The following is a 17,463-nucleotide window of genomic DNA, read 5'->3' as shown; positions in this document are numbered from 1 at the left end:
CCGCTTGCCCGACCGGAGTGCCATGTCCATTCCCGCGTCTTTCCGCCTTGTGCTCGCGCCGCCGCATCCGGCGGGCAAGCCCTTCATCCTGGCCGGTCTGGTCGCCTTCGCGGCCGGTCTGGCGCTGGCGGGCTGGCTGGCCTGGCTTGGCGCGCTGTTCGCCCTGTTCTGCCTGTATTTCTTCCGCGACCCGGAGCGTGTGGCGCCGGAGCGGACCGGCCTTGCCCTGGCCCCCGCCGATGGCAAGGTCGTCTCGATCGTCGAGGCGCCGCCGCCGCCGGAACTCGGGCTTGGCGACGCGCCGCGCTGGCGGGTGGCGACCTTCCTCTCGGTCCTGGACGTACACGTCAACCGCGTGCCGGTGGACGGCAAGGTCGAGCGCATCGCCTATCGCCATGGCAGCTTCATCGACGCCAGCCTCGACAAGGCGAGCGCCAACAACGAGCGCAATGCCCTGGCGATTCGCCTGCCCGACGGGCGGGACGTGGCCGTGGTGCAGATCGCCGGCCTGGTCGCGCGCCGCATCCTGTGCGACCTGCATGAGGGCGAATCGGTGCGCGCCGGCGCGCGCTTCGGCATCATCCGCTTCGGCAGCCGCACCGATCTGTACTTGCCGGTCGGCGTGCGCCCGCTGGTGTCGGTCGGCCAGAAGATGGTCGGCGGCGAGACCGTGATCGCGGACCTCTCGGCATGACCGAGCGCCCATCCTTCCTGGGGCCACGTCCCTTGCCATCGCCGATGCGGCGGCTGCGCAGCCGCTTCCACCGGCGCAGCCGGCCGCGCTTCAAGGGGCCGTCCTTCAACCACGTGATCCCCAACATCCTGACGATGCTGGGGCTCTGCGCCGGTCTGACCGCGATCCGCTTCGCGCTGGAAGGACGTTTCGGGGCTGCTGCCGTGTCCATCGTGGTGGCCGGGTGCATCGATGGCCTGGACGGGCGGATCGCCCGGCTGCTCAAGGCCACGTCCCGCTTCGGTGCCGAGTTCGACAGCCTCGCGGATTTCCTCTGCTTCGGCGTGGCGCCGGCGATCGTGCTGTACCTGTGGTCGCTGCAGAGCGCGCACGGCTTCGGCTTCATGCCCTGCCTGATGTTCGCCGTCTGCATGGCGCTGCGGCTGGCGCGGTTCAACGCCGCCCTGGATGCGCCGCATCCCGCCTACACCTATAATTTCTTCACCGGCGTGCCCGCGCCGGCCGGGGCCGGACTGGCCCTGTTCCCGCTGTTCCTCGGGCTCGAGGCGAAATCGCTGGAGCTCGACTGGCTGCTGCGGGTGGCGAACTTCCCCGGTTTCGTCGCCGCGGTGCTGATCGGCACCGGGATCCTGCTGGTTTCCACCCTGCCGGTGTGGAGCTTCAAGAACTTCAAGGTGCCGGCGGAATACGTGCTGCCGCTGCTGCTCGGCACCGGCCTGTTTGCCGCCCTGCTGGTCGCTGACCCCTGGGCCGCGCTGGCCGCGGCGGGGCTGATCTACATCGCCATGCTGCCCTTCAGCGTGCGCAGCTACCGCCGCCTCAAGCGCGAGGCCGAGGCGGCGGAGAGCGAGCAGCAACAGCAGCAGCCGGCCTGATCCACGGCGGCCCCGCCGGCCGCCAGTCGGACCTCAGCGCGGCTCGCGGGCGGTGGAGGGGGCCAGCGCTTCGCCGGCTTCCTGGGCGGCTTTCCGCAAAGCGGACTCGCGATCGGCGACGCTGTCCTCGGCGCCCAGCCATGAATGCAGCAACCCGGCCGCGACGGCGCCCGCGATCGGGGCGACCCAGAACACCCAGAGCTGCGACAGGGCCCAGCCTCCTACGAAGATCGCCTGGGAGGTGCTGCGGGCCGGGTTCACGCTGGTGTTGGTCACCGGGATGCTGATCAGGTGGATCAGCGTGAGGCACAGGCCGATGGCCAGGGGGGCGAAGCCGGGGGGCGCCCGCTCCGAGGTGGCGCCGAGGATGACCAGCAGGAACAGGAAAGTCATCACCACCTCGCTCACCAGCGCGGCGCCGAGGCCGTAGCCACCCGGCGAGTGCTCGCCATAGCCATTGGCGGCGAAGCCGGCATCAAGGCTGAACCCGGCCCCTCCCGAGGCGATCACATAGAGGATGGCCGCCCCGGCCAGGCCCCCGAGGAGCTGGGCGATGATGTAGCCCGGTGCTTCGATCAGCCGGACCCGGCCGGCGCTGACCAGGCCGAGCGTGACGGCGGGGTTGAAGTGGGCACCCGAGATATGCCCGACGGCATAGGCCATGGTCAGCACTGTCAGGCCGAAGGCGAACGCGACCCCCAGCAGGCCGATGCCGATGCCGGGGAATTTCGCCGCCAGCACGGCGCTGCCGCATCCGCCCAGGACAAGCCACAACGTTCCGAGGAATTCAGCCGTCAGTTTGCGTGACACCTTCGTCCTCCCGGGTCAATCCGAGCGCGACCTTAAATCGAGAGGGATGGAGGGCGTCACACATCATGTTTTGATCGCAGGTTATTGTTCAAACAGATCGCCTTTTGCTAAATTTGATGGATTCTGTATCAATTGCTGTGCATTTATTTCTGGAAAGATCACTTTCTTCTTTCTGTCATAATGACGCCTTCATGCCGGAGGGCCGTGATGTCCGCTGCGTCGAATCCGTGTTCGGCCAGGATTTCCTCGGCATGCTGGCCGAAGCGGGGTGGCTTGCCGCGCGTGCCGCCCGGCGTGCGCGACAGCTTGATGGGGGTGCCGAGCGCGCGATAGCCGTCGCATTCCGTCACCATCTGCCGGGCCGCCGTGTGCGGTGCCGCCAGCGCCTCGTCCACCGGCAGCACCGGCCCGGCGGGAACCCCGTTGCACAGCAGCCGCCCGGCGATCTCGTGTCCGTCCATCCCGGCGAGGATGTCGGAAAAGATGGCGATCATCGCCGGCCGGTTGGCCAGCCGGTCGGCGTTGTGCAGGAAGCGCGGGTCGCTTGCCATGTCCGGACGGCCGAGCAGGTCGCACAGCCGGCGGAACTGCCCGTCATTGCCCACCGCGACGAAGATCTCGCAGGTCCGCGTCGGATATTTCTCATAGGGCGCGAGGTTCGGGTGCGGATTGCCCAGCGGCATCGGCCGGCGGCCGTTCAGCAGATAGTTGGCGGCCTGCGGATGCAGCAGCGCCATGCCGCAATCATGCAGCGTCATGTCGAGGAACTGTCCGCGTCCCGAGCGATGCCGTTCCTGCAGCGCCATCAGGATGGCGATGGCGGAATAGAGCCCGGTCGCCAGATCGACGATCGGCGTGCCCATGCGCATCGGCCCGGTCGAGGGATCGCCGTTGATGCTCATCAGCCCGGTCATCGCCTGCAGGATGGCATCGTAGCCGGGCAGGCCGCCGAGCGGGCCCTCCGCCCCGAAGCCCGAGACCCGGCAATGGATCAGGCCGGGGAAGCGGGGGGCGAGGTCCTGCTCGTAGCCGAGCCCCCATTTCTCCATGCCGCCGGGCTTGAAGTTTTCCACCAGCACGTCCGCGCCCGCGAGCAGGCGCAGCAGCACCGCCCGCCCTGCCGGCTTGCCGATGTCCAGCGCGATCGAGCGCTTGTTGCGGTTGACCCCGATGAAGTAGCTGGCGTCGCCGTCCAGGAAGGGCGGTCCCCAGTCGCGCGTCTCGTCGCCCTGCGGCGGTTCCACCTTGATCACGTCGGCGCCGTGGTCGGACAGGATCATGGTGCAGTACGGCCCGCCCAGCACGCGGGTCAGGTCGATCACCTTCAGCCCGGCGAGCGCGCCCGGCGAGGTGGCCAGGCCCTGGCCCTTCGCGTCCGGTGGTGCCGGCGGTGTTTCCTCCATGGTCAGGCAGCCCTTTCAGCGTTGCTCCCACGCCCCCAGACGCGGCGGCAGAACGCGGGATAAGTCTCGAGCATCTCGTCACACACCGGGCCGCGCATCAGCTCGATCTGGTGCGGGGTCGGATCGGGGGTGCAGGGCGGGTTGGCATCGCCGTCGAAATCGAAGCCGGTGGCCATCCGCACGCTCTCCGCGGTCTCGCCCGGATGCACCGAGGCGAGGCGGAAGCGGGCATGCGCGCGGTTGAAGCGGAAGACGCATTTGCCGGTGACCAGGGCCTGGGCGGTGCCGCGCCGCCAGACGCCCGGCGGTGAGACGCCGGGGGCCGAGACGATGTCCACGCGCGGCACCAGCACGCGGCGGGAGTGTTCCTCGCGGAAGAGGATGGTGCGGGGCACCGCGAAATACATGAAGGCCGAGCCGAAGCTGCCGGGGAAGCGCACCCCGGTGCCCGGCCATTCGCCGGTGCCGATCAGGTTGAGGTTGGCCTGGGCGTCGATCTGCCCGCCACCGAGGAAGAACAGGTCGATGCGGCCCTGTCCGGCGAGGTCGAACAGCTCGCGCGAGCCCTCGGTGAAGGGATTGCCGTGCGGCCGGTGCAGCAGCGACAGGCGGAGCGGGTGGCCCTGCCTGGCCACCAGCCAGCAGGCAGCGGCCGGAATCGCGGAGGCGGCGCCGACCGCGGCATGGCGGACCGGCGGTGCCTCCGGATCGAGGATCAGCGCCGCGATTGCCGCGATCAACCTTTCCTCCGGCGCGATCGTGCTCATGCCGCCACCTCGTTCATGACATGGCGGGCGAGGTAGTCGCGGAACCCCTCGGCGCTGCGCGCCGCGCCGGCATATTCCGCGAGATGGGCCGCATCGATCGGGTAGTCCCCGGGCAGCCCGGCCGGCCAGGCGCCACGGGGGGCGAGGGCGATCGCCTCGACATAGGCGGCGCTGATGGTGCCGGCGGCCAGGTGCTCGTCTTCCAGCAGGTTGCCCGGCACCACGCGCTCGACAGTCACCAGCACGCGGCGGGAGGCATGCGCCAGGGTGGCGAGCTCGCGGCGGCGCCCGACATGGACATTGCCCACCGCGTCGGCGTAGCCCGCGTGGAAGGCCGCCACCTCCGGCGACAGTGCGGGCAGCAGCAGGATCGGGTCGCCGGACGCGGCGAAGGGGTTGTCGATCACCTTCCAATCCGGCCGGTGGGCAAGAAGATCACTGCCGATCACGCCGCGCAGCGGCATGAACGGCACTCCTTTCTCGGCGGCCTGCAGCATGGTGTGGATGGCCGGGCAGGTGGCGTCGATCACCGTGATCGTGCCGCGGGCAAGGGCCGCGGCGAAGCGCGGCGCCAACCCGGCCTCGCCGATCGTGGCCGCGCTGGTCTGCACCGAGGCAACGCATCCCGCGCCGATCAGTAGGTCGGTCGCATAGCCGGAAACCGGCACGCCCAGCAGCCGCAATCCGCGGGCCCCCCGGCGCACCAGCGCCCGGGCCAGCGCACCTGGCGACAGCGAGGTGTCCGGCGGCAATGCCAGGAGCGTCCCGTCGGGGATCAGCTCCGCCAGCGCCGCGAGTGCGATCGGCGTCATGCGCATTTCCTCCCATGCCCGGTCAGCTCAGGCGTCGGCGATATTGCCGTGAATTGCGACGGGACATCACTCATGTCCGCCCGTCGTCGGACGGCACGCAATCGTGCCGGGACAATCCTGCACCGCGATGATGCCGTGTGGCAACCGCCTGATGGTCGGGTGCCGGCGCAGGATGAGTTGCTCGGCCGGACGGAAATCAGACCAACAATATATAAGAACACCCGTGTGTCGGCGTTTGCTATATCAACCAGGGGTGGCAAGTTTCGGAGTGCTCTTGTGTCGATCCAGGCCAGATTGCTGTCTGTTGTTTCGCTGCTGATTATTGTGTTGCTTGGAATTTGTGGGGCAACCCAATCATTTTCGCTTCAGCAGGTCGCCAGTCTGGTGCAGGCCCGGCACGATGCGACCCGGCTGATCGCCGATCTGAGGCCGCTGCAACTGGCGGTCCAGGGCATCCAGGTCCACATCATCCAGGTGCAGCAATTCCTCCAGGATGCGGCCGCCACCCATCATGAGGACGGATTCGAGGAGGCCGCCAAGCACGCCACCAGCTTTGCCGACCGGCTGCGCGACGCCAGGGCGGTGCTCGGGCGCCTGCCGGCTGGCGCGGCGCTGGCAGGGCTGGACACGGAGCTCGACACCCTGGCCGCTGCCTTCGCCGGCTACCATGCGCTCGGCGTGAAGATGACGCGCATCTACATCGACCAGGGCATCGAGGCCGGCAACGCGTTGATGGAGGAATTCGATGCGGCGGCCGATGCCCTGACCGGGAAATTCGAGGCGATCGACCAGCGCGTCGAGGCGGCGATGCAGGCCGCCGGGCAGCAGACGCTGGGATCGGTCGAGGCCGCCGAGCAACTCGCGGTGCTGGCCAGCCGGGTCGTCAACGGCCTGACGGTCGTTGGCGTGGGCGTCTGCATCCTGGTGATCTGGATCCTGCGCCATTCCCTGATCCGGCCGATCATGGCGAGCATCGCGGCCATGCGCGACCTGGCGCAGGGCAACCTCGACATCACCGTGACCGGCCTGGGCCGGCGCGACGAGATCGGCCGGATGGCCGAGGCGCTGGAGGTATTCCGGGTGCAGGCGAGCGAGAACCGCCGGCTTGCCGCCGCCCAGGAAGAAACCCGCCGCGCCGCCGACGCCGACCGGCGCAGCGCCGTGACCACCATGGCGGCGACCATTGAATCGGAGACCAGGAAGGCGCTGGACCAGATCGAGCAGCGCACCGGGGCGATGGAAGCGGTCGCCAACACCATGACCGGGTCGGCTGCCCGTACCGGCGCCTCGCTGCAGGGTGCCTCGGCTTCGGCCACGCGGGTGACCGCCAATTCCCAGGCGGCGGCGAGCGCGGTCGGGCAGCTCTCGGCGGCGATCCAGCAGATCACCGCCCAGGTCGGGCAGTCGAGCGTGATCGTCGGTCAGGCAGTCACCGCCGGCAACGAGACCTGCGCGGCGATCGCGGCGCTGGACGAGCAGGTAACACGGATCGGCACGGTCGCCGACCTGATCCGCGATATCGCCAGCCGCACCAACCTGCTGGCCCTGAACGCCACCATCGAGGCCGCCCGCGCCGGCGAGGCAGGGCGGGGCTTTGCCGTGGTGGCCGGCGAGGTGAAGACGCTCGCGGCCCAGACCACCCGCTCGACCGAGGAGATCGCCCGCACCCTCGCCGAGGTCGGGCAGGCCACCGCCACTTCCGTCGCCGCGGTGCACCGCATCGAGCAGACGATCGGCGAGATGAATGCCATCGCCGGGGCGATCGCCACCGCGGTGCAGGAGCAAGGACTCGCGGCCAACGAGATCGCTCGCAACGTGACCGAGACCGCCGCCGCCACCACCGAAATGACGGCGCTGATCGGCGGAGTGCTCGCCGAGGCGGAGCGGACCGGCCATGACGCCGCCGAGGTGCACGGGAACGCCGCCGACCTTGCCGCGGCGGTCGGGCAGTTGAAGGCCTCCGTGGTGCGGGTGGTGCGCAGCGCGACCGAGGATGTGGACCGGCGCCTGTTCAAGCGCCATCCGGTTGCCTTGCCGGCACGGCTCAGCCTGGACGGGCGGGGCGGCACGGCGGTGGAGGTAACCGACATCAGCGAGGGTGGCGCGCGGCTGCGGGGCTGCGCCGGGCTGCGCATGGGTCAGCAGGCCAGCATCGATATCGGCGACGTGCGGGGGCTGGCCTGCGTGATCGGCCATGTCGAGAAGGATGGGGCCGGTGTCGCGTTCCGCCTGGACGAGGCGGGCCGGACGCGGCTGCGCCGGCTGTTGCAGCACGAGACGGGATCGGCTGCCGCCTAGGCGGCAGCAGCCATCGACGGTTCAATCCAGGGCGGCGGCCAGGGCCTCGGCGCTGCGGCCATTGGCGATCCAGGCCGAGCGCGCATGCCAATGCACCCCGCCGACCCGGGCAAAGGCGTGGTTGGCGTTCGGATAGACGTAGGCGCGGATCGCCGGATGGTCCTTGGCTGCGGCGATCACCTTCGCGCGGCCTTCGGGTGGGAAGAACTCGTCCTGGTCGGCGATGTGCAGCAGCAGCGGCTTGCTCACCCCGGCCAGCGCCCCGGCGAATCTGTCGAGCCCGACGCCATAATAGGAAACGTTCACGTCGGCGTCCGATTCCAGCGCCATGCGGACGGCCAGCAGGCCGCCGAGGCAGTAGCCCATGGTGCCGGCGCGGCCGTTGCCGCCGGGCAGGGCGCGCGCGGCGGCGAGCGTGGCCTTGAGGTCGGCGATGCCCTTGTCGTGGTCGAAGCCGTTCATCAGCGCGAACGCCTTGTCCCACTCGGCCTGCGACTTGTCGGTCAGGTCGACATTGCGTTCCTGCCGCCAGAACAGGTCGGGGGCGACGGCGAAGAAGCCGAGTTCCGCGACCTGTGCCGCGGTTTCCCGCAACGAGGCGTTGACGCCGAAGATTTCCTGGATCAGCACCACCGCGCCGGCCGGCCGGCCCGTGGGCTCGACCACGTACGCGTCGAAATGGCCGGTGCCGTCGCCGGCCTGGATGCTGATGCTCGCCATGGGGACCCCCTTTGCCGCTTGTTGTCGCGGCCGAGGATACCCGGGACTCTCCGTCCTGCCTCCTCCCCGCGCGGGGGAGGAGGCTTCAGGAAGACGTCAGATGTAATGCTCGGCGAGCGGGGCGAAGCCGTTGAAGGCCTGGCTGGCATAGGTGGTGACGTAGGCGCCGGTCGAATGCAGTTCCACCCGGTCGCCGCAGGTCAGCGCCATGGGCAGGCGGTAATTGCTGCGCTCGTACATGATGTCGGCGCCGTCGCAGGTCGGGCCGGCGATCGCCACCGGGCCGGTCGTCCCGCCGTCATGCGGCGTGGTGATGCGGTAGCGGATCGCCTCGCCTTCGGTCTCGGCCAGCCCGCCGAAGCGCCCGATGTCGAGATACACCCAGCGCACCGGTTGTTCCTCGCTGCGGCGGCTGACCAGCACCACCTCGGCGCTGACCACGCCGGCATCGGCGACGATGAAGCGGCCCGGCTCGATCACCATCTCGGGCAGGGCGTTGCCGAAGGCTTCGGTCATCGCATGCATGATGGCGTTGCCGAAGGCGTCGATGCCCGGCACCTCGTCGCGGTAGCGGGTCGGGAAGCCGCCGCCGAGATTGAGCATGCGCAGGTTCACCCCGGCCTCGCGCAGGTCGGTGAACAGCATGGCCACCCGGCCGATCGCCGCCTCGTAGCTGGCGGTGGAGGTCTGCTGGCTGCCGACATGGAAGGACAGGCCGTACGGATCGAGCCCGAGCTCGCCGGCGCGCAGCATCAGATTGCGCGCGGTTTCCACCGTGGTGCCGAATTTGCGCGACAGCGGCCAGTCGGCGCCGGCGTTCTCCACCAGGATGCGGCAATAGACACGGCTGCCCGGCGCGTGCTGGGCCAGCTTCTCCAGCTCCTCGACGGAATCGAACGCATACATGCTCACGCCGGCGGCGAAGGCGCGGCGGATCGCCGAAACCTTCTTGATGGTGTTGCCGAAGCTGACCGCCTCGGGCCGCGCGCCGGCGCGCAGGCAGGCCTCGACCTCTTCGAAGCTGGCCGCGTCGAAACGGCTGCCGAGGCCGACCAGACGCTCCAGGATGGGATGCGCCGGATTCGCCTTCACGGCGTAATAGATCTGGGCGAGCGGCAGGGCATCGCGCAACGCGCGGAAGTTACCTTCCACGCGGTCAACGTCGAGCACCAGGCACGGGGTTGCCGGCTGCTGCTCAGCAAGGAATCGGGCGATCTTGGGCGTCATCGCACCGTGCCTCCCTCTGATGAAGCGCCCACCTGTCAAGGCGATGGGCGTAGATTGCGAAACGGTCGAACGAACCAGCGAAAAGCGGCAGACTCATCACCCCGGAAACCGGGACGAGAATCCCTTGCCAGAACGCTTGACGTCGTTGCGTAACCCGAGGGCCAGAGGCACGTGCGTTGCTGCGTGGGGATCGCACATAGGCGCAGCCCCCCTGGGGTGCAAGTGGTTTTTTCCGTGATGGAAGCGGGCCTGACCAGAGGTGAGGACATGCCGCCGGCAAACCGTCCGGGGGCTGGTTGCGTTGGCCGGACACGGGGGGATGTCTGTCTGCAGGAGGGCGTGATGCGGTCGCCGGCACCTGAACCACGCGATGACCTGGCGGAGATCGTCCAGCGCGGCCACGGGCTCGGCCGCGGTGCCCGCAGCCCTGTCGCCATCCCCTGGCGCGGCTGGCGGCAGGTGCTCGGACGGACCTGGCGGGAGATCATTTCCGACCGCGTCTCCCTGGCCGCCGCCGGCAGCGCCTTCTTCGCGACGCTGGCGCTGTTCCCGGCGCTGTCGATGCTGATCTCGCTCTATGGGTTGATCTTCGATCCGGCCACGGTCGAGCCCCAGCTCGAGGTCTTGCGCGACCTGTTGCCGCCCGCCGCCTTCGCGTTGATCGCCGACCGCGTGCACACGCTGGTCTCGCATGGCCGTGCCGAACTGGGCCTGTCGTTGCTGATCAGCACCGGGGTGGCGCTCTGGAGTGCCACGACCGGCACCAAATCCCTGATCGCCGCCCTGAACCTTGCCTACGAGGAAGAAGAGAGCCGCGGCTTCCTGGAGTACCAGAAGACCAGTCTGCTGATCACGCTTTGCATGGTGCTCGGCGCCATCCTGGGCCTGGCCTTGCTGGTGGCGTTGCCGGCGACGATCAGTTTCCTGGGGCTCGATGCGCATGCGCGCGGGCTGGCGCGGCTTGGCTCGACCGCGGTGCTGGTGGGGTTCGTCCTGCTGGCGCTGGCGCTGCTGTACCGCTTCGGCCCGTCACGGCAGAAGGCACGCTGGCACTGGGTGACGCCGGGCTCGATGCTGGCGACCGCGCTATGGCTTGTCGCCTCGGTGCTGTTCTCGCTCTATGTCGTGCACTTGGCCAGCTATGACGCGACCTATGGGCCGCTCGGCGCCGTGGTCGGCGTGATGATGTGGTTCTGGGTCTCCGCCTACGCGGTGCTGGTCGGGGCAGAGCTGAACGCCGAGCTGGAACTGCAGACGGCCGAGGATACCACCACCGGCCAGCCGCGGCCGATCGGCAAGCGCGGGGCCTTCGTGGCCGACAACGTGGTGGTCGACGACAAATCCTGAACCGGCCGTTCCGGGCGGGGGCCTGCTCCCGGGCAGGAACGGGTCCCCGCGGCCGGGATCAGCGGATCAGCCCGGTGAGCGGGCTCGACGGATCGGCCCCCATCCGGCGCGGCATGCGGCCGGCAAGGTGGGCCAGCCGGCCTGCCTCCACGGCGTGGCGCATCGCCCGCGCCATCCGCACCGGATCGCGGGCATGCGCGATCGCCGAGTTCAGCAGCACCGCGGTGCAGCCAAGCTCCATGGCGATGGCGGCATCCGAGGCGGTGCCGACGCCGGCATCGACCAGCAGCGGCACCTTCACCGTCTCCAGCATCAACGAGATCATCGCCGGGTTCTGCAGCCCGAGCCCCGAGCCGATCGGCGCGCCGAGCGGCATGATCGCGACGCAGCCCATGTCCTCCAGCCGCTTCGCCGCCACCGGGTCGTCGGCGCAGTAGACCATCACCTCGAAGCCGTCCTTGATCAGGGCGGCGGCGGCCTCCAGCGTGGCCGGCATGTCCGGATACAGCGTGGGCGGCGGCCCGAGCACCTCCAGCTTCACCAGGTTCCACCCGCCGGCCTCGCGCGCCAGCCGCAGGGTGCGCACCGCGTCCTCGGCGGTGTGGCAGCCCGCGGTGTTGGGCAGGTATGTGTATTTGCGGGGGTCGACATAATCCTGCAGCATCGGCGCCTTGGGATCGGCGAGGTTCACCCGGCGCACCGCCACGGTGACCATTTCCGCCCCGCTCGCCGCGATCGCCGCGGCGGTTTCCTCCAGGTCCTTGTATTTGCCGGTGCCCACGATCAGCCGCGAGCGGAAACGCCGTCCCGCGACGGTCCAGCCGTCATCCTCCGTCTGGCCGTCCGTCGTCTGGATGTGGCCATCCATGTTCAGCCTCCGCCGATGAAATGCACGATCTCGAGGGAGTCGCCGGGGGCCAGCCAGGTTCCGGCATAGGCCGAGCGTGGCACGATCTCCCGGTTGCGCTCGACCGCGACCTTGCGCGGGTCGAGTCCGATCCGCTCGAGCAGGCCGGTCACCGTCAGGCGCCCGTCCAGCACGTGGGGCTCACCGTTCAATGTGAGCGTCAGGTCTTGCTCTCCCATGGTGTCGAGTATGGGGATCGGCCCCGTTGCGAACAAGCGAGCGTCCGGCCGATGCCGGGTTGCATGGGCGGCCATGCCGCCACGCATTGATGCGACGCTGTACCCGTGCTAGGGGGCGCCGCCATGTCGCCCGGACCCTCCCTGCCGCTGATCGCCGTCTTCAACGGCCCGAACATGAACATGCTCGGGCTGCGTCAGCCACATCTTTATGGCAGCGCGACGCTGGACGACGTGGAGGCGCTCTGCGCCGAAATCGCCGATCAGCTCGGGCTCGCCATCGATTTCCGCCAGACCAACGGCGAAGGCGAACTGGTGTCCTGGGTGCAGGAATGCCGTGGCCGTGCCGCTGGCATCATCATCAACCCGGCCGGCTACACCACCACCTCGATCGCGCTCATGGACGCCCTGCTGGCGACCGAGCTGCCGGTCATCGAGGTGCATGTCACGAATATTCACCGGCGCGAAGAGTTCCGGCAGCACTCCTATGTTTCGAAGGCGGCGGTGGGTGTGATCTGCGGCCTCGGAATCAACGGATACAAGCTGGCGCTGACCGCCATGGCCGACCTTCTGGAGGCGCCCGACGAATGAACGCCGTCAGTATTGACCCGGAGACGGTGAGGCAGCTCGCGCTGATCCTGACCGAGACGGGGCTGACCGAGATCGAGATCGAGGGCAAGGATGGCCGCGTCCGCGTGGCCCGGGCGCATCCGCCCGCCGCCCCGGCGCCGGTCTCCACCGTCCCGGTTGCCGCCCCGGTTACGGTGGCGCCGCCGGTCGCCACCGCCGGCCCCTCGGCCAACCCGGCCCCGCCGGCGGATGAATCGCAGCATCCCGGCGCGGTGCTCAGCCCGATGGTCGGCGTCGCCTATCTCTCGCCCGAGCCAGGGTCGCAGCCCTTCGTCACCGCCGGCCAGACCGTGGCCGCGGGGCAGACGCTGATGCTGATCGAGGCCATGAAGACCTTCAATCAGATCAAGGCGCCGAAGGCGGGCACGGTCACGCGCATCCTGATCGGGTCGGGTGCGCCGGTCGAGTACGGCCAGCCTCTGCTGATCCTCGAATAGCCCGAGGACGCGGGCACCGTGTTCCAGAAGATCCTGATCGCCAACCGGGGCGAGATCGCGCTGCGAATTCAGCGCGCCTGCCGCGAGATGGGCATCCGCACCGTCGCGGTGCATTCCACCGCCGACGCCGCCGCCATGCATGTGCGCCTCGCCGACGAGAGCGTCTGCATCGGCCCGCCGGCTGCCCGCGATTCCTACCTCAACGTGCCGTCGATCCTCTCGGCGGCCACCATCACCGGGGCGGATGCCATCCACCCCGGCTACGGGTTCCTCTCCGAGAACGCTTCCTTCGCCGAGATGGTGGAGGCGCACGGCCTGACCTTCATCGGGCCGTCGCCTGCGCATATCCGCATGATGGGCGACAAGATCGCGGCCAAGGCGGCGATGGGCGCGCTCGGCGTGCCACTGGTGCCGGGCTCGGCGGGGGCGATCGCCGACATCGACGAGGCGCGGCGCATCGCCAGCGATATCGGCTATCCGGTGCTGATCAAGGCGGCGGCCGGTGGTGGCGGGCGCGGCATGAAGGTGGCGGCGGGCCCCGACGAGCTGGAGGAGGCGTGGCAGCTCGCCCGCACCGAAGCCCGCGCGGCGTTCGGCAACGACGCCGTCTACATGGAAAAATACCTCGACCGGCCGCGCCATATCGAGCTGCAGATCCTGGCGGACAATTTCGGCCAGGTCGTGCATTTCGGCGAACGCGACTGCAGCCTGCAGCGGCGCCACCAGAAATTGCTGGAAGAGGCCGGCTCCCCCGCCCTGACCCCGGGCCAGCGCGATGCCCTTGGGTCCACCGTCACGGCGGCGCTCAGCCAGCTTGGCTACCGCAACGCCGGCACGCTGGAATTCCTCTACCAGGACGGGCATTTCGCCTTCATCGAGATGAACACCCGCCTGCAGGTCGAGCACCCGGTGACCGAAATGGTCTGCGGCGTCGACCTGGTGCGCGAACAGATCCGCATCGCCGCCGGCCGCCGGCTCTCCTACGAACAGTCGGAGATCGCCTTCACCGGCCACGCCATCGAGTGCCGCATCACCGCCGAAAACCCGGAAACCTTCATGCCCACCCCGGGTCGGGTGACCGCGTTCCACGCGCCCGGGGGGCTGGGGGTGCGGGTCGATTCCGCGCTCTATGCCGGCTACGTGGTGCCGCCCTATTACGACAGCATGGTGGCCAAGCTGATCGTCCACGCGCCCACCCGGGCCGAGGCGATCGCCCGGCTGCGGCGCAGCCTCGCCGAATTCGCCGTGGTTGGTATTGAAACCACCGTGCCACTGCACCAGCGTATCGTCGAACATCCCGATTTCATCGCGGGGCAGTACACGATCCACTGGCTGGAGCGGTTTGTCTCGCAGCAGGGGTAATAAAGGAAGGCAAGGGCTCTGCCCTTGACCCGGCAGGGGCCACAAGGCCCCTGCACCCCAAAAGCGCTGCGCGGCACGTTCCTTCCCTTCGCCGCGCCGCTCAGGCAGTATCGTCCGATGTCCCGCCGTTCCTTCGAGGTTACGCCGGATCTGATGCTGCGCGCCTATCGCGCCGGACTGTTTCCCATGGCGGAGACACGGCGGGGCGATCGACTGTACTGGCTCGATCCCGAACAACGCGGCGTGCTGCCACTTGAGGGATTCCACCTCTCGCGGCGACTGCTGCGCACCGCGCTCAACGGCGGGTTCGAGGTGGTGGCCGACCGCGACTTCCCCTCCACCATCGCCGCCTGCGCCGAGGCGGCGCCAGGGCGGGAAGACACCTGGATCAATCCGGAAATAGAACGGCTTTTCACCGATCTGCACCGGCTGGGACACGCCCATTCCATCGAGTGCCGGCTGCATGGCTGCCTGGTGGGCGGGCTCTATGGGGTCGCACTGGGCGGCGCGTTCTTCGGCGAGAGCATGTTCAGCCGGGTTCGGGATGCCTCCAAGGTCGCCCTGGTGCATCTGGTGGCACGGCTGCGGCTCGGCGGGTTCACCCTGCTCGACACCCAGTTCGTCACCAGCCACCTGGCCCAGTTCGGCGCGATCGAGATTCCCCGCGACGCCTACAAGACCTTGCTCGCCCAGGCGGTGGATACGCCGGCACGCTGGATCCTCGAGGTGGATCCAGGTCGGCTGGAGGCCGAGATGCGGCTTCTGGCCGGGCGTGGCGGGGCTGGGGACGAGGCCGGAAAGGACTGAATTTCATGCGAAACCTGCCCAGGATGGGGGGATTGGCCGCGGGTGCGCTGGCCGCCCTGGTGATGGCCGTGGGGATCGCCCGCGCCGCGCCCCGGGACCGTCCCGTCTTCCCGCCCACGCGCGACGTCGCGGTGACCTACGCCACCTCCCTGCCGCAGCCGGGCGCGCCGAAGCAGGTGCTGCTGCGCTACTCGGCGGCATCCGGGCTGGTGCGCATCGATGGCGCCCTGCCGGGCTGGATCCTGGTCGATCCGCGTGAGCGCCGTGCCAGCGTGGTGATGGAACAGCTCGGGGTGCTGCTCGACGCCCCGGCCAAGGCAGGATTGGATCAGGCCCTGGTGCTGGAGAACGGCCGGCACTTCACCCGGCGGGGCAGCGATCAGGTGGCCGGATTGCGCTGCACCGTGTGGGATGTCGCCGGCGAAGCCGCCAGCGGCACCGTCTGCGTGACCGGCGACGGCGTGGTGCTGCGCGCCAGCGGACATGACCGGTCCGGGCAGGAAAGCCGCGTCGAGGCCACCGGCGTGGACTATGCCGCGCAGCCGGACGCCTTGTTTCAGCCGCCGGGCCATCTGCGCCGGGTGAACATGCAGGCGCTGCTGGATGCCGGCGGCCTGACCGGCGGCCTCCCCTCTGGCGGCAGTGCCGGCGCCATCCTCGACCGCCTGCGCGGACGGCAATGACCCGGCTTCCGCCGCTGCTGGTGGCGGCGGCGCTGCTGGTGGCGGCGCAACCGGCGATGGCGGCCGGGGATCGCCCCCCGGTTACCCCGACCCGCGATGTCGATGTCGTCTACATGATGGTGCAGCCCGACCGGCCGGGCGGGCCGCGCGTGGTGGAACAGCGCATGCGCTGGGCCGCCGGGTCGCAATTGCTGCGCCTGGACCCGCCGACGCCGGGGATGTGGGTGGTCGTGGACATGCGCGCACACCGCCTCTCCGCGGTGCGCGAGGCGGACCGGTCGGTGCTGCAAATGCCGGCCGACCAGGCCCGGTTCAGCCCCGGCGCGCCGCCGGGGGCGGTGACGTTCCAGCGGCAGGGCCAGGCGGAGATCGCCGGTCTGTCCTGCACCGAATGGCGCACCGCCGATGTGACCGGCGCGCCCACCCTGGCCTGCATCACCGCCGACGGCGTGCTGTTGCGGGCCGCCGCCGCGGGGCGGGTGGTGGTGGAGGCACTGCGTGTCACCTATGCCGCCCAGCCCGAATCCGTGTTCCGGATTCCCCCGGATTACCGAAAGCTCACGCCGCCCCCTGGGCAACGCTGAGATCCGCCCCCTGATCATGCGGGCATGAACGCGAAGACGCGGATGGCGGCGCTGGCGGTGTGGCGGGACCATGCCGGGCGGTTTTCCTGGCTCAAGGCCGTGGTGCTGGGGCTGGTGCTCTGTCCGGGCGCCGAGCTGGCGGTGCTCTGGGCGACGCAGGGCCTCGGCCCGCGGCCGGTCACCGAGGTGCTGCACGGCCTGGGCGAGTGGACGGTGTGGTTCCTGCTGCTCACCCTGGCGGTGACGCCGGCGCGCACGGTGTTCGACTGGCCGCGTGTCGTGCAACTGCGCCGCCTGCTCGGTCTTGCCACCGCCGCCTATGCGCTCGCGCATCTGACGCTGTTCTGCGTCGACCAGAAATGGCGGCTCGGCACCGTTGTCACCGAGATCGCGCTGCGCTTCTACCTGGCGATCGGCTGCGCCGCCCTGGTGATGCTGCTGGTCCTCGCCGCCACCTCCACCGATGGCTGGCAGAAGCGGCTGGGACGGGACTGGAAGCGGCTGCATCGCCTGGTCTTCGTGCTGCTGCCGCTGGCGCTGTGGCACTATTTCCTGCAATCCAAGGCCGATGTCGGCCCGGCGGTGCTGGCCACCGGCGCCGCGTCCTGGCTGGTGCTGTGGCGGGTGGCGCCGCGCCCCTGGCGGGGGCGGTTCTGGCTGCTGCCCCTGCTGGCGCTGGTGGCAGGCGGCGTGGCGGCCGGGATCGAGGCGGCATGGTACGCGCTCGCCAACGGCGCGCAGGCCGGGCGCGTCCTGGCTGCCAATCTGGATATTGCCTTCGGGCCACGGCCGGCGGTGCAGGTGGCGATCTGGGGAGGCGTGGTGGTCGTGCTCGCACTGGCGCGGCGGGTCGGCCGGCGTCTGGGTGGGGCGCGCCGGCCTCGCGGGGCCGGGCCGCTCGGGGCGGCTACGCCGGGGGAATGA

18 protein-coding genes and 1 pseudogene are annotated in these 17,463 nt (G+C 69.7%); 11 read left to right on the top strand and 8 right to left on the bottom strand.

The genetic code is table 11. The features are described from left to right. Window positions 1-22 precede the first annotated feature (22 nt). Entirely contained in the window at window positions 23-694 is a 672-nt protein-coding gene (locus tag NBY65_RS08245) for a phosphatidylserine decarboxylase (RefSeq protein ID WP_150040548.1), read from the top strand. After that, window positions 691-1,569 (top strand): CDP-alcohol phosphatidyltransferase family protein, encoded by an 879-nt coding sequence (locus NBY65_RS08240; RefSeq protein WP_150040547.1) that lies wholly within the window; start codon window positions 691-693, stop codon window positions 1,567-1,569. Before NBY65_RS08245 ends, NBY65_RS08240 begins: the two co-directional genes overlap by 4 nt. A gap of 33 nt (window positions 1,570-1,602) precedes the next feature. Here the strand turns inward: NBY65_RS08240 and aqpZ are convergent, their stop codons facing one another. The 4 genes from aqpZ to NBY65_RS08220 form a co-directional block, all read right to left on the bottom strand. Further along, complete coding sequence (aqpZ, locus tag NBY65_RS08235; protein WP_150040546.1) at window positions 1,603-2,379, bottom strand: aquaporin Z; 777 nt, start codon at window positions 2,377-2,379, stop codon at window positions 1,603-1,605. 158 nt (window positions 2,380-2,537) lie between these two features. Next, on the bottom strand, window positions 2,538-3,782 hold the full coding sequence (locus NBY65_RS08230) for a CaiB/BaiF CoA transferase family protein (protein WP_150040545.1): 1,245 nt from the start codon (window positions 3,780-3,782) through the stop codon (window positions 2,538-2,540). 2 nt (window positions 3,783-3,784) lie between these two features. Next, window positions 3,785-4,549 (bottom strand): CoA-transferase, encoded by a 765-nt coding sequence (locus NBY65_RS08225; RefSeq protein WP_150040544.1) that lies wholly within the window; start codon window positions 4,547-4,549, stop codon window positions 3,785-3,787. Beyond that, on the bottom strand, window positions 4,546-5,361 hold the full coding sequence (locus NBY65_RS08220) for a CoA transferase (RefSeq protein ID WP_150040543.1): 816 nt from the start codon (window positions 5,359-5,361) through the stop codon (window positions 4,546-4,548). Before NBY65_RS08220 ends, NBY65_RS08225 begins: the two co-directional genes overlap by 4 nt. Before the next feature lie 948 nt (window positions 5,362-6,309). Here NBY65_RS08220 and NBY65_RS08215 point away from each other — a divergent pair. Continuing rightward, window positions 6,310-7,659: pseudogene (locus NBY65_RS08215) on the top strand (methyl-accepting chemotaxis protein); the annotation flags it as partial. 21 nt (window positions 7,660-7,680) lie between these two features. Here the strand turns inward: NBY65_RS08215 and NBY65_RS08210 are convergent. Both NBY65_RS08210 and NBY65_RS08205 read right to left on the bottom strand, forming a co-directional pair. Then, complete coding sequence (locus tag NBY65_RS08210; protein ID WP_150040541.1) at window positions 7,681-8,379, bottom strand: dienelactone hydrolase family protein; 699 nt, start codon at window positions 8,377-8,379, stop codon at window positions 7,681-7,683. 96 nt (window positions 8,380-8,475) lie between these two features. Then, entirely contained in the window at window positions 8,476-9,606 is a 1,131-nt protein-coding gene (locus tag NBY65_RS08205) for a type III PLP-dependent enzyme (RefSeq protein ID WP_150040540.1), read from the bottom strand. Window positions 9,607-9,948: 342 nt separating this feature from the next. Here NBY65_RS08205 and NBY65_RS08200 point away from each other — a divergent pair, with 342 nt between their 5' ends. Beyond that, on the top strand, window positions 9,949-10,953 hold the full coding sequence (locus tag NBY65_RS08200; protein ID WP_162530514.1) for a YihY/virulence factor BrkB family protein: 1,005 nt from the start codon (window positions 9,949-9,951) through the stop codon (window positions 10,951-10,953). Between the two features lie 58 nt (window positions 10,954-11,011). Here NBY65_RS08200 and NBY65_RS08195 read toward each other — a convergent pair whose 3' ends face one another. Continuing rightward, window positions 11,012-11,821, bottom strand: a complete 810-nt coding sequence (locus NBY65_RS08195) for a thiazole synthase (RefSeq protein WP_150040538.1) — start codon at window positions 11,819-11,821, stop codon at window positions 11,012-11,014. Window positions 11,822-11,823: 2 nt separating this feature from the next. Then, the gene (gene thiS / locus NBY65_RS08190; RefSeq protein ID WP_239002764.1) at window positions 11,824-12,012 is read right to left on the bottom strand and encodes a sulfur carrier protein ThiS; all 189 of its coding nucleotides are present in this window, start codon (window positions 12,010-12,012) and stop codon (window positions 11,824-11,826) included. A 150-nt stretch (window positions 12,013-12,162) separates the two neighbouring features. Here thiS and aroQ point away from each other — a divergent pair, with 150 nt between their 5' ends. From aroQ to NBY65_RS08155, 7 genes are all read left to right on the top strand, one after another. Further along, window positions 12,163-12,627, top strand: a complete 465-nt coding sequence (aroQ, locus tag NBY65_RS08185) for a type II 3-dehydroquinate dehydratase (protein WP_150040536.1) — start codon at window positions 12,163-12,165, stop codon at window positions 12,625-12,627. Then, a complete protein-coding gene (gene accB, locus NBY65_RS08180) occupies window positions 12,624-13,103 on the top strand; it encodes an acetyl-CoA carboxylase biotin carboxyl carrier protein (RefSeq protein WP_150040535.1) in 480 nt (159 codons plus the stop codon). Before aroQ ends, accB begins: the two co-directional genes overlap by 4 nt. Before the next feature lie 18 nt (window positions 13,104-13,121). Beyond that, complete coding sequence (gene accC, locus NBY65_RS08175; protein ID WP_150040534.1) at window positions 13,122-14,465, top strand: acetyl-CoA carboxylase biotin carboxylase subunit; 1,344 nt, start codon at window positions 13,122-13,124, stop codon at window positions 14,463-14,465. Window positions 14,466-14,582: 117 nt separating this feature from the next. Next, window positions 14,583-15,272, top strand: coding sequence for a leucyl/phenylalanyl-tRNA--protein transferase (gene aat, locus NBY65_RS08170; RefSeq protein ID WP_150040533.1), 690 nt, complete (start codon window positions 14,583-14,585; stop codon window positions 15,270-15,272). Between the two features lie 5 nt (window positions 15,273-15,277). Continuing rightward, window positions 15,278-15,955, top strand: coding sequence for a hypothetical protein (locus tag NBY65_RS08165; RefSeq protein ID WP_150040532.1), 678 nt, complete (start codon window positions 15,278-15,280; stop codon window positions 15,953-15,955). After that, window positions 15,952-16,539 carry a hypothetical protein gene (locus NBY65_RS08160; RefSeq protein ID WP_150040531.1) on the top strand — a complete coding sequence of 196 codons (588 nt, stop codon included), beginning with the start codon at window positions 15,952-15,954 and terminating at the stop codon, window positions 16,537-16,539. The genes NBY65_RS08165 and NBY65_RS08160 overlap by 4 nt, the downstream gene beginning before the upstream one ends. Before the next feature lie 24 nt (window positions 16,540-16,563). Next, entirely contained in the window at window positions 16,564-17,463 is a 900-nt protein-coding gene (locus tag NBY65_RS08155) for a protein-methionine-sulfoxide reductase heme-binding subunit MsrQ (RefSeq protein WP_150040530.1), read from the top strand.

Origin of the sequence: Rhodovastum atsumiense (assembly GCF_937425535.1) — a bacterium.
GTDB lineage: Bacteria > Pseudomonadota > Alphaproteobacteria > Acetobacterales > Acetobacteraceae > Rhodovastum > Rhodovastum atsumiense.
This window is presented reverse-complemented; position numbering and strand designations above follow the sequence as displayed.

Excerpts from the sequence above, each read along its gene's own strand:
- NBY65_RS08230 (WP_150040545.1), bottom strand. The coding sequence starts at position 3,782 with ATGGAGGAAACACCGCCGGCACCACCGGACGCGAAGGGCCAGGGCCTG.
- accB (WP_150040535.1), top strand. The coding sequence starts at position 12,624 with ATGAACGCCGTCAGTATTGACCCGGAGACGGTGAGGCAGCTCGCGCTG.
- NBY65_RS08160 (WP_150040531.1), top strand. The coding sequence starts at position 15,952 with ATGACCCGGCTTCCGCCGCTGCTGGTGGCGGCGGCGCTGCTGGTGGCG.
- NBY65_RS08200 (WP_162530514.1), top strand. The coding sequence starts at position 9,949 with ATGCGGTCGCCGGCACCTGAACCACGCGATGACCTGGCGGAGATCGTC.
- NBY65_RS08195 (WP_150040538.1), bottom strand. The coding sequence starts at position 11,821 with ATGGATGGCCACATCCAGACGACGGACGGCCAGACGGAGGATGACGGC.
- NBY65_RS08165 (WP_150040532.1), top strand. The coding sequence starts at position 15,278 with ATGCGAAACCTGCCCAGGATGGGGGGATTGGCCGCGGGTGCGCTGGCC.
- NBY65_RS08155 (WP_150040530.1), top strand. The coding sequence starts at position 16,564 with ATGAACGCGAAGACGCGGATGGCGGCGCTGGCGGTGTGGCGGGACCAT.
- aat (WP_150040533.1), top strand. The coding sequence starts at position 14,583 with ATGTCCCGCCGTTCCTTCGAGGTTACGCCGGATCTGATGCTGCGCGCC.
- NBY65_RS08210 (WP_150040541.1), bottom strand. The coding sequence starts at position 8,379 with ATGGCGAGCATCAGCATCCAGGCCGGCGACGGCACCGGCCATTTCGAC.
- NBY65_RS08220 (WP_150040543.1), bottom strand. The coding sequence starts at position 5,361 with ATGACGCCGATCGCACTCGCGGCGCTGGCGGAGCTGATCCCCGACGGG.
- NBY65_RS08225 (WP_150040544.1), bottom strand. The coding sequence starts at position 4,549 with ATGAGCACGATCGCGCCGGAGGAAAGGTTGATCGCGGCAATCGCGGCG.
- NBY65_RS08245 (WP_150040548.1), top strand. The coding sequence starts at position 23 with ATGTCCATTCCCGCGTCTTTCCGCCTTGTGCTCGCGCCGCCGCATCCG.
- NBY65_RS08240 (WP_150040547.1), top strand. The coding sequence starts at position 691 with ATGACCGAGCGCCCATCCTTCCTGGGGCCACGTCCCTTGCCATCGCCG.
- aroQ (WP_150040536.1), top strand. The coding sequence starts at position 12,163 with ATGTCGCCCGGACCCTCCCTGCCGCTGATCGCCGTCTTCAACGGCCCG.
- NBY65_RS08205 (WP_150040540.1), bottom strand. The coding sequence starts at position 9,606 with ATGACGCCCAAGATCGCCCGATTCCTTGCTGAGCAGCAGCCGGCAACC.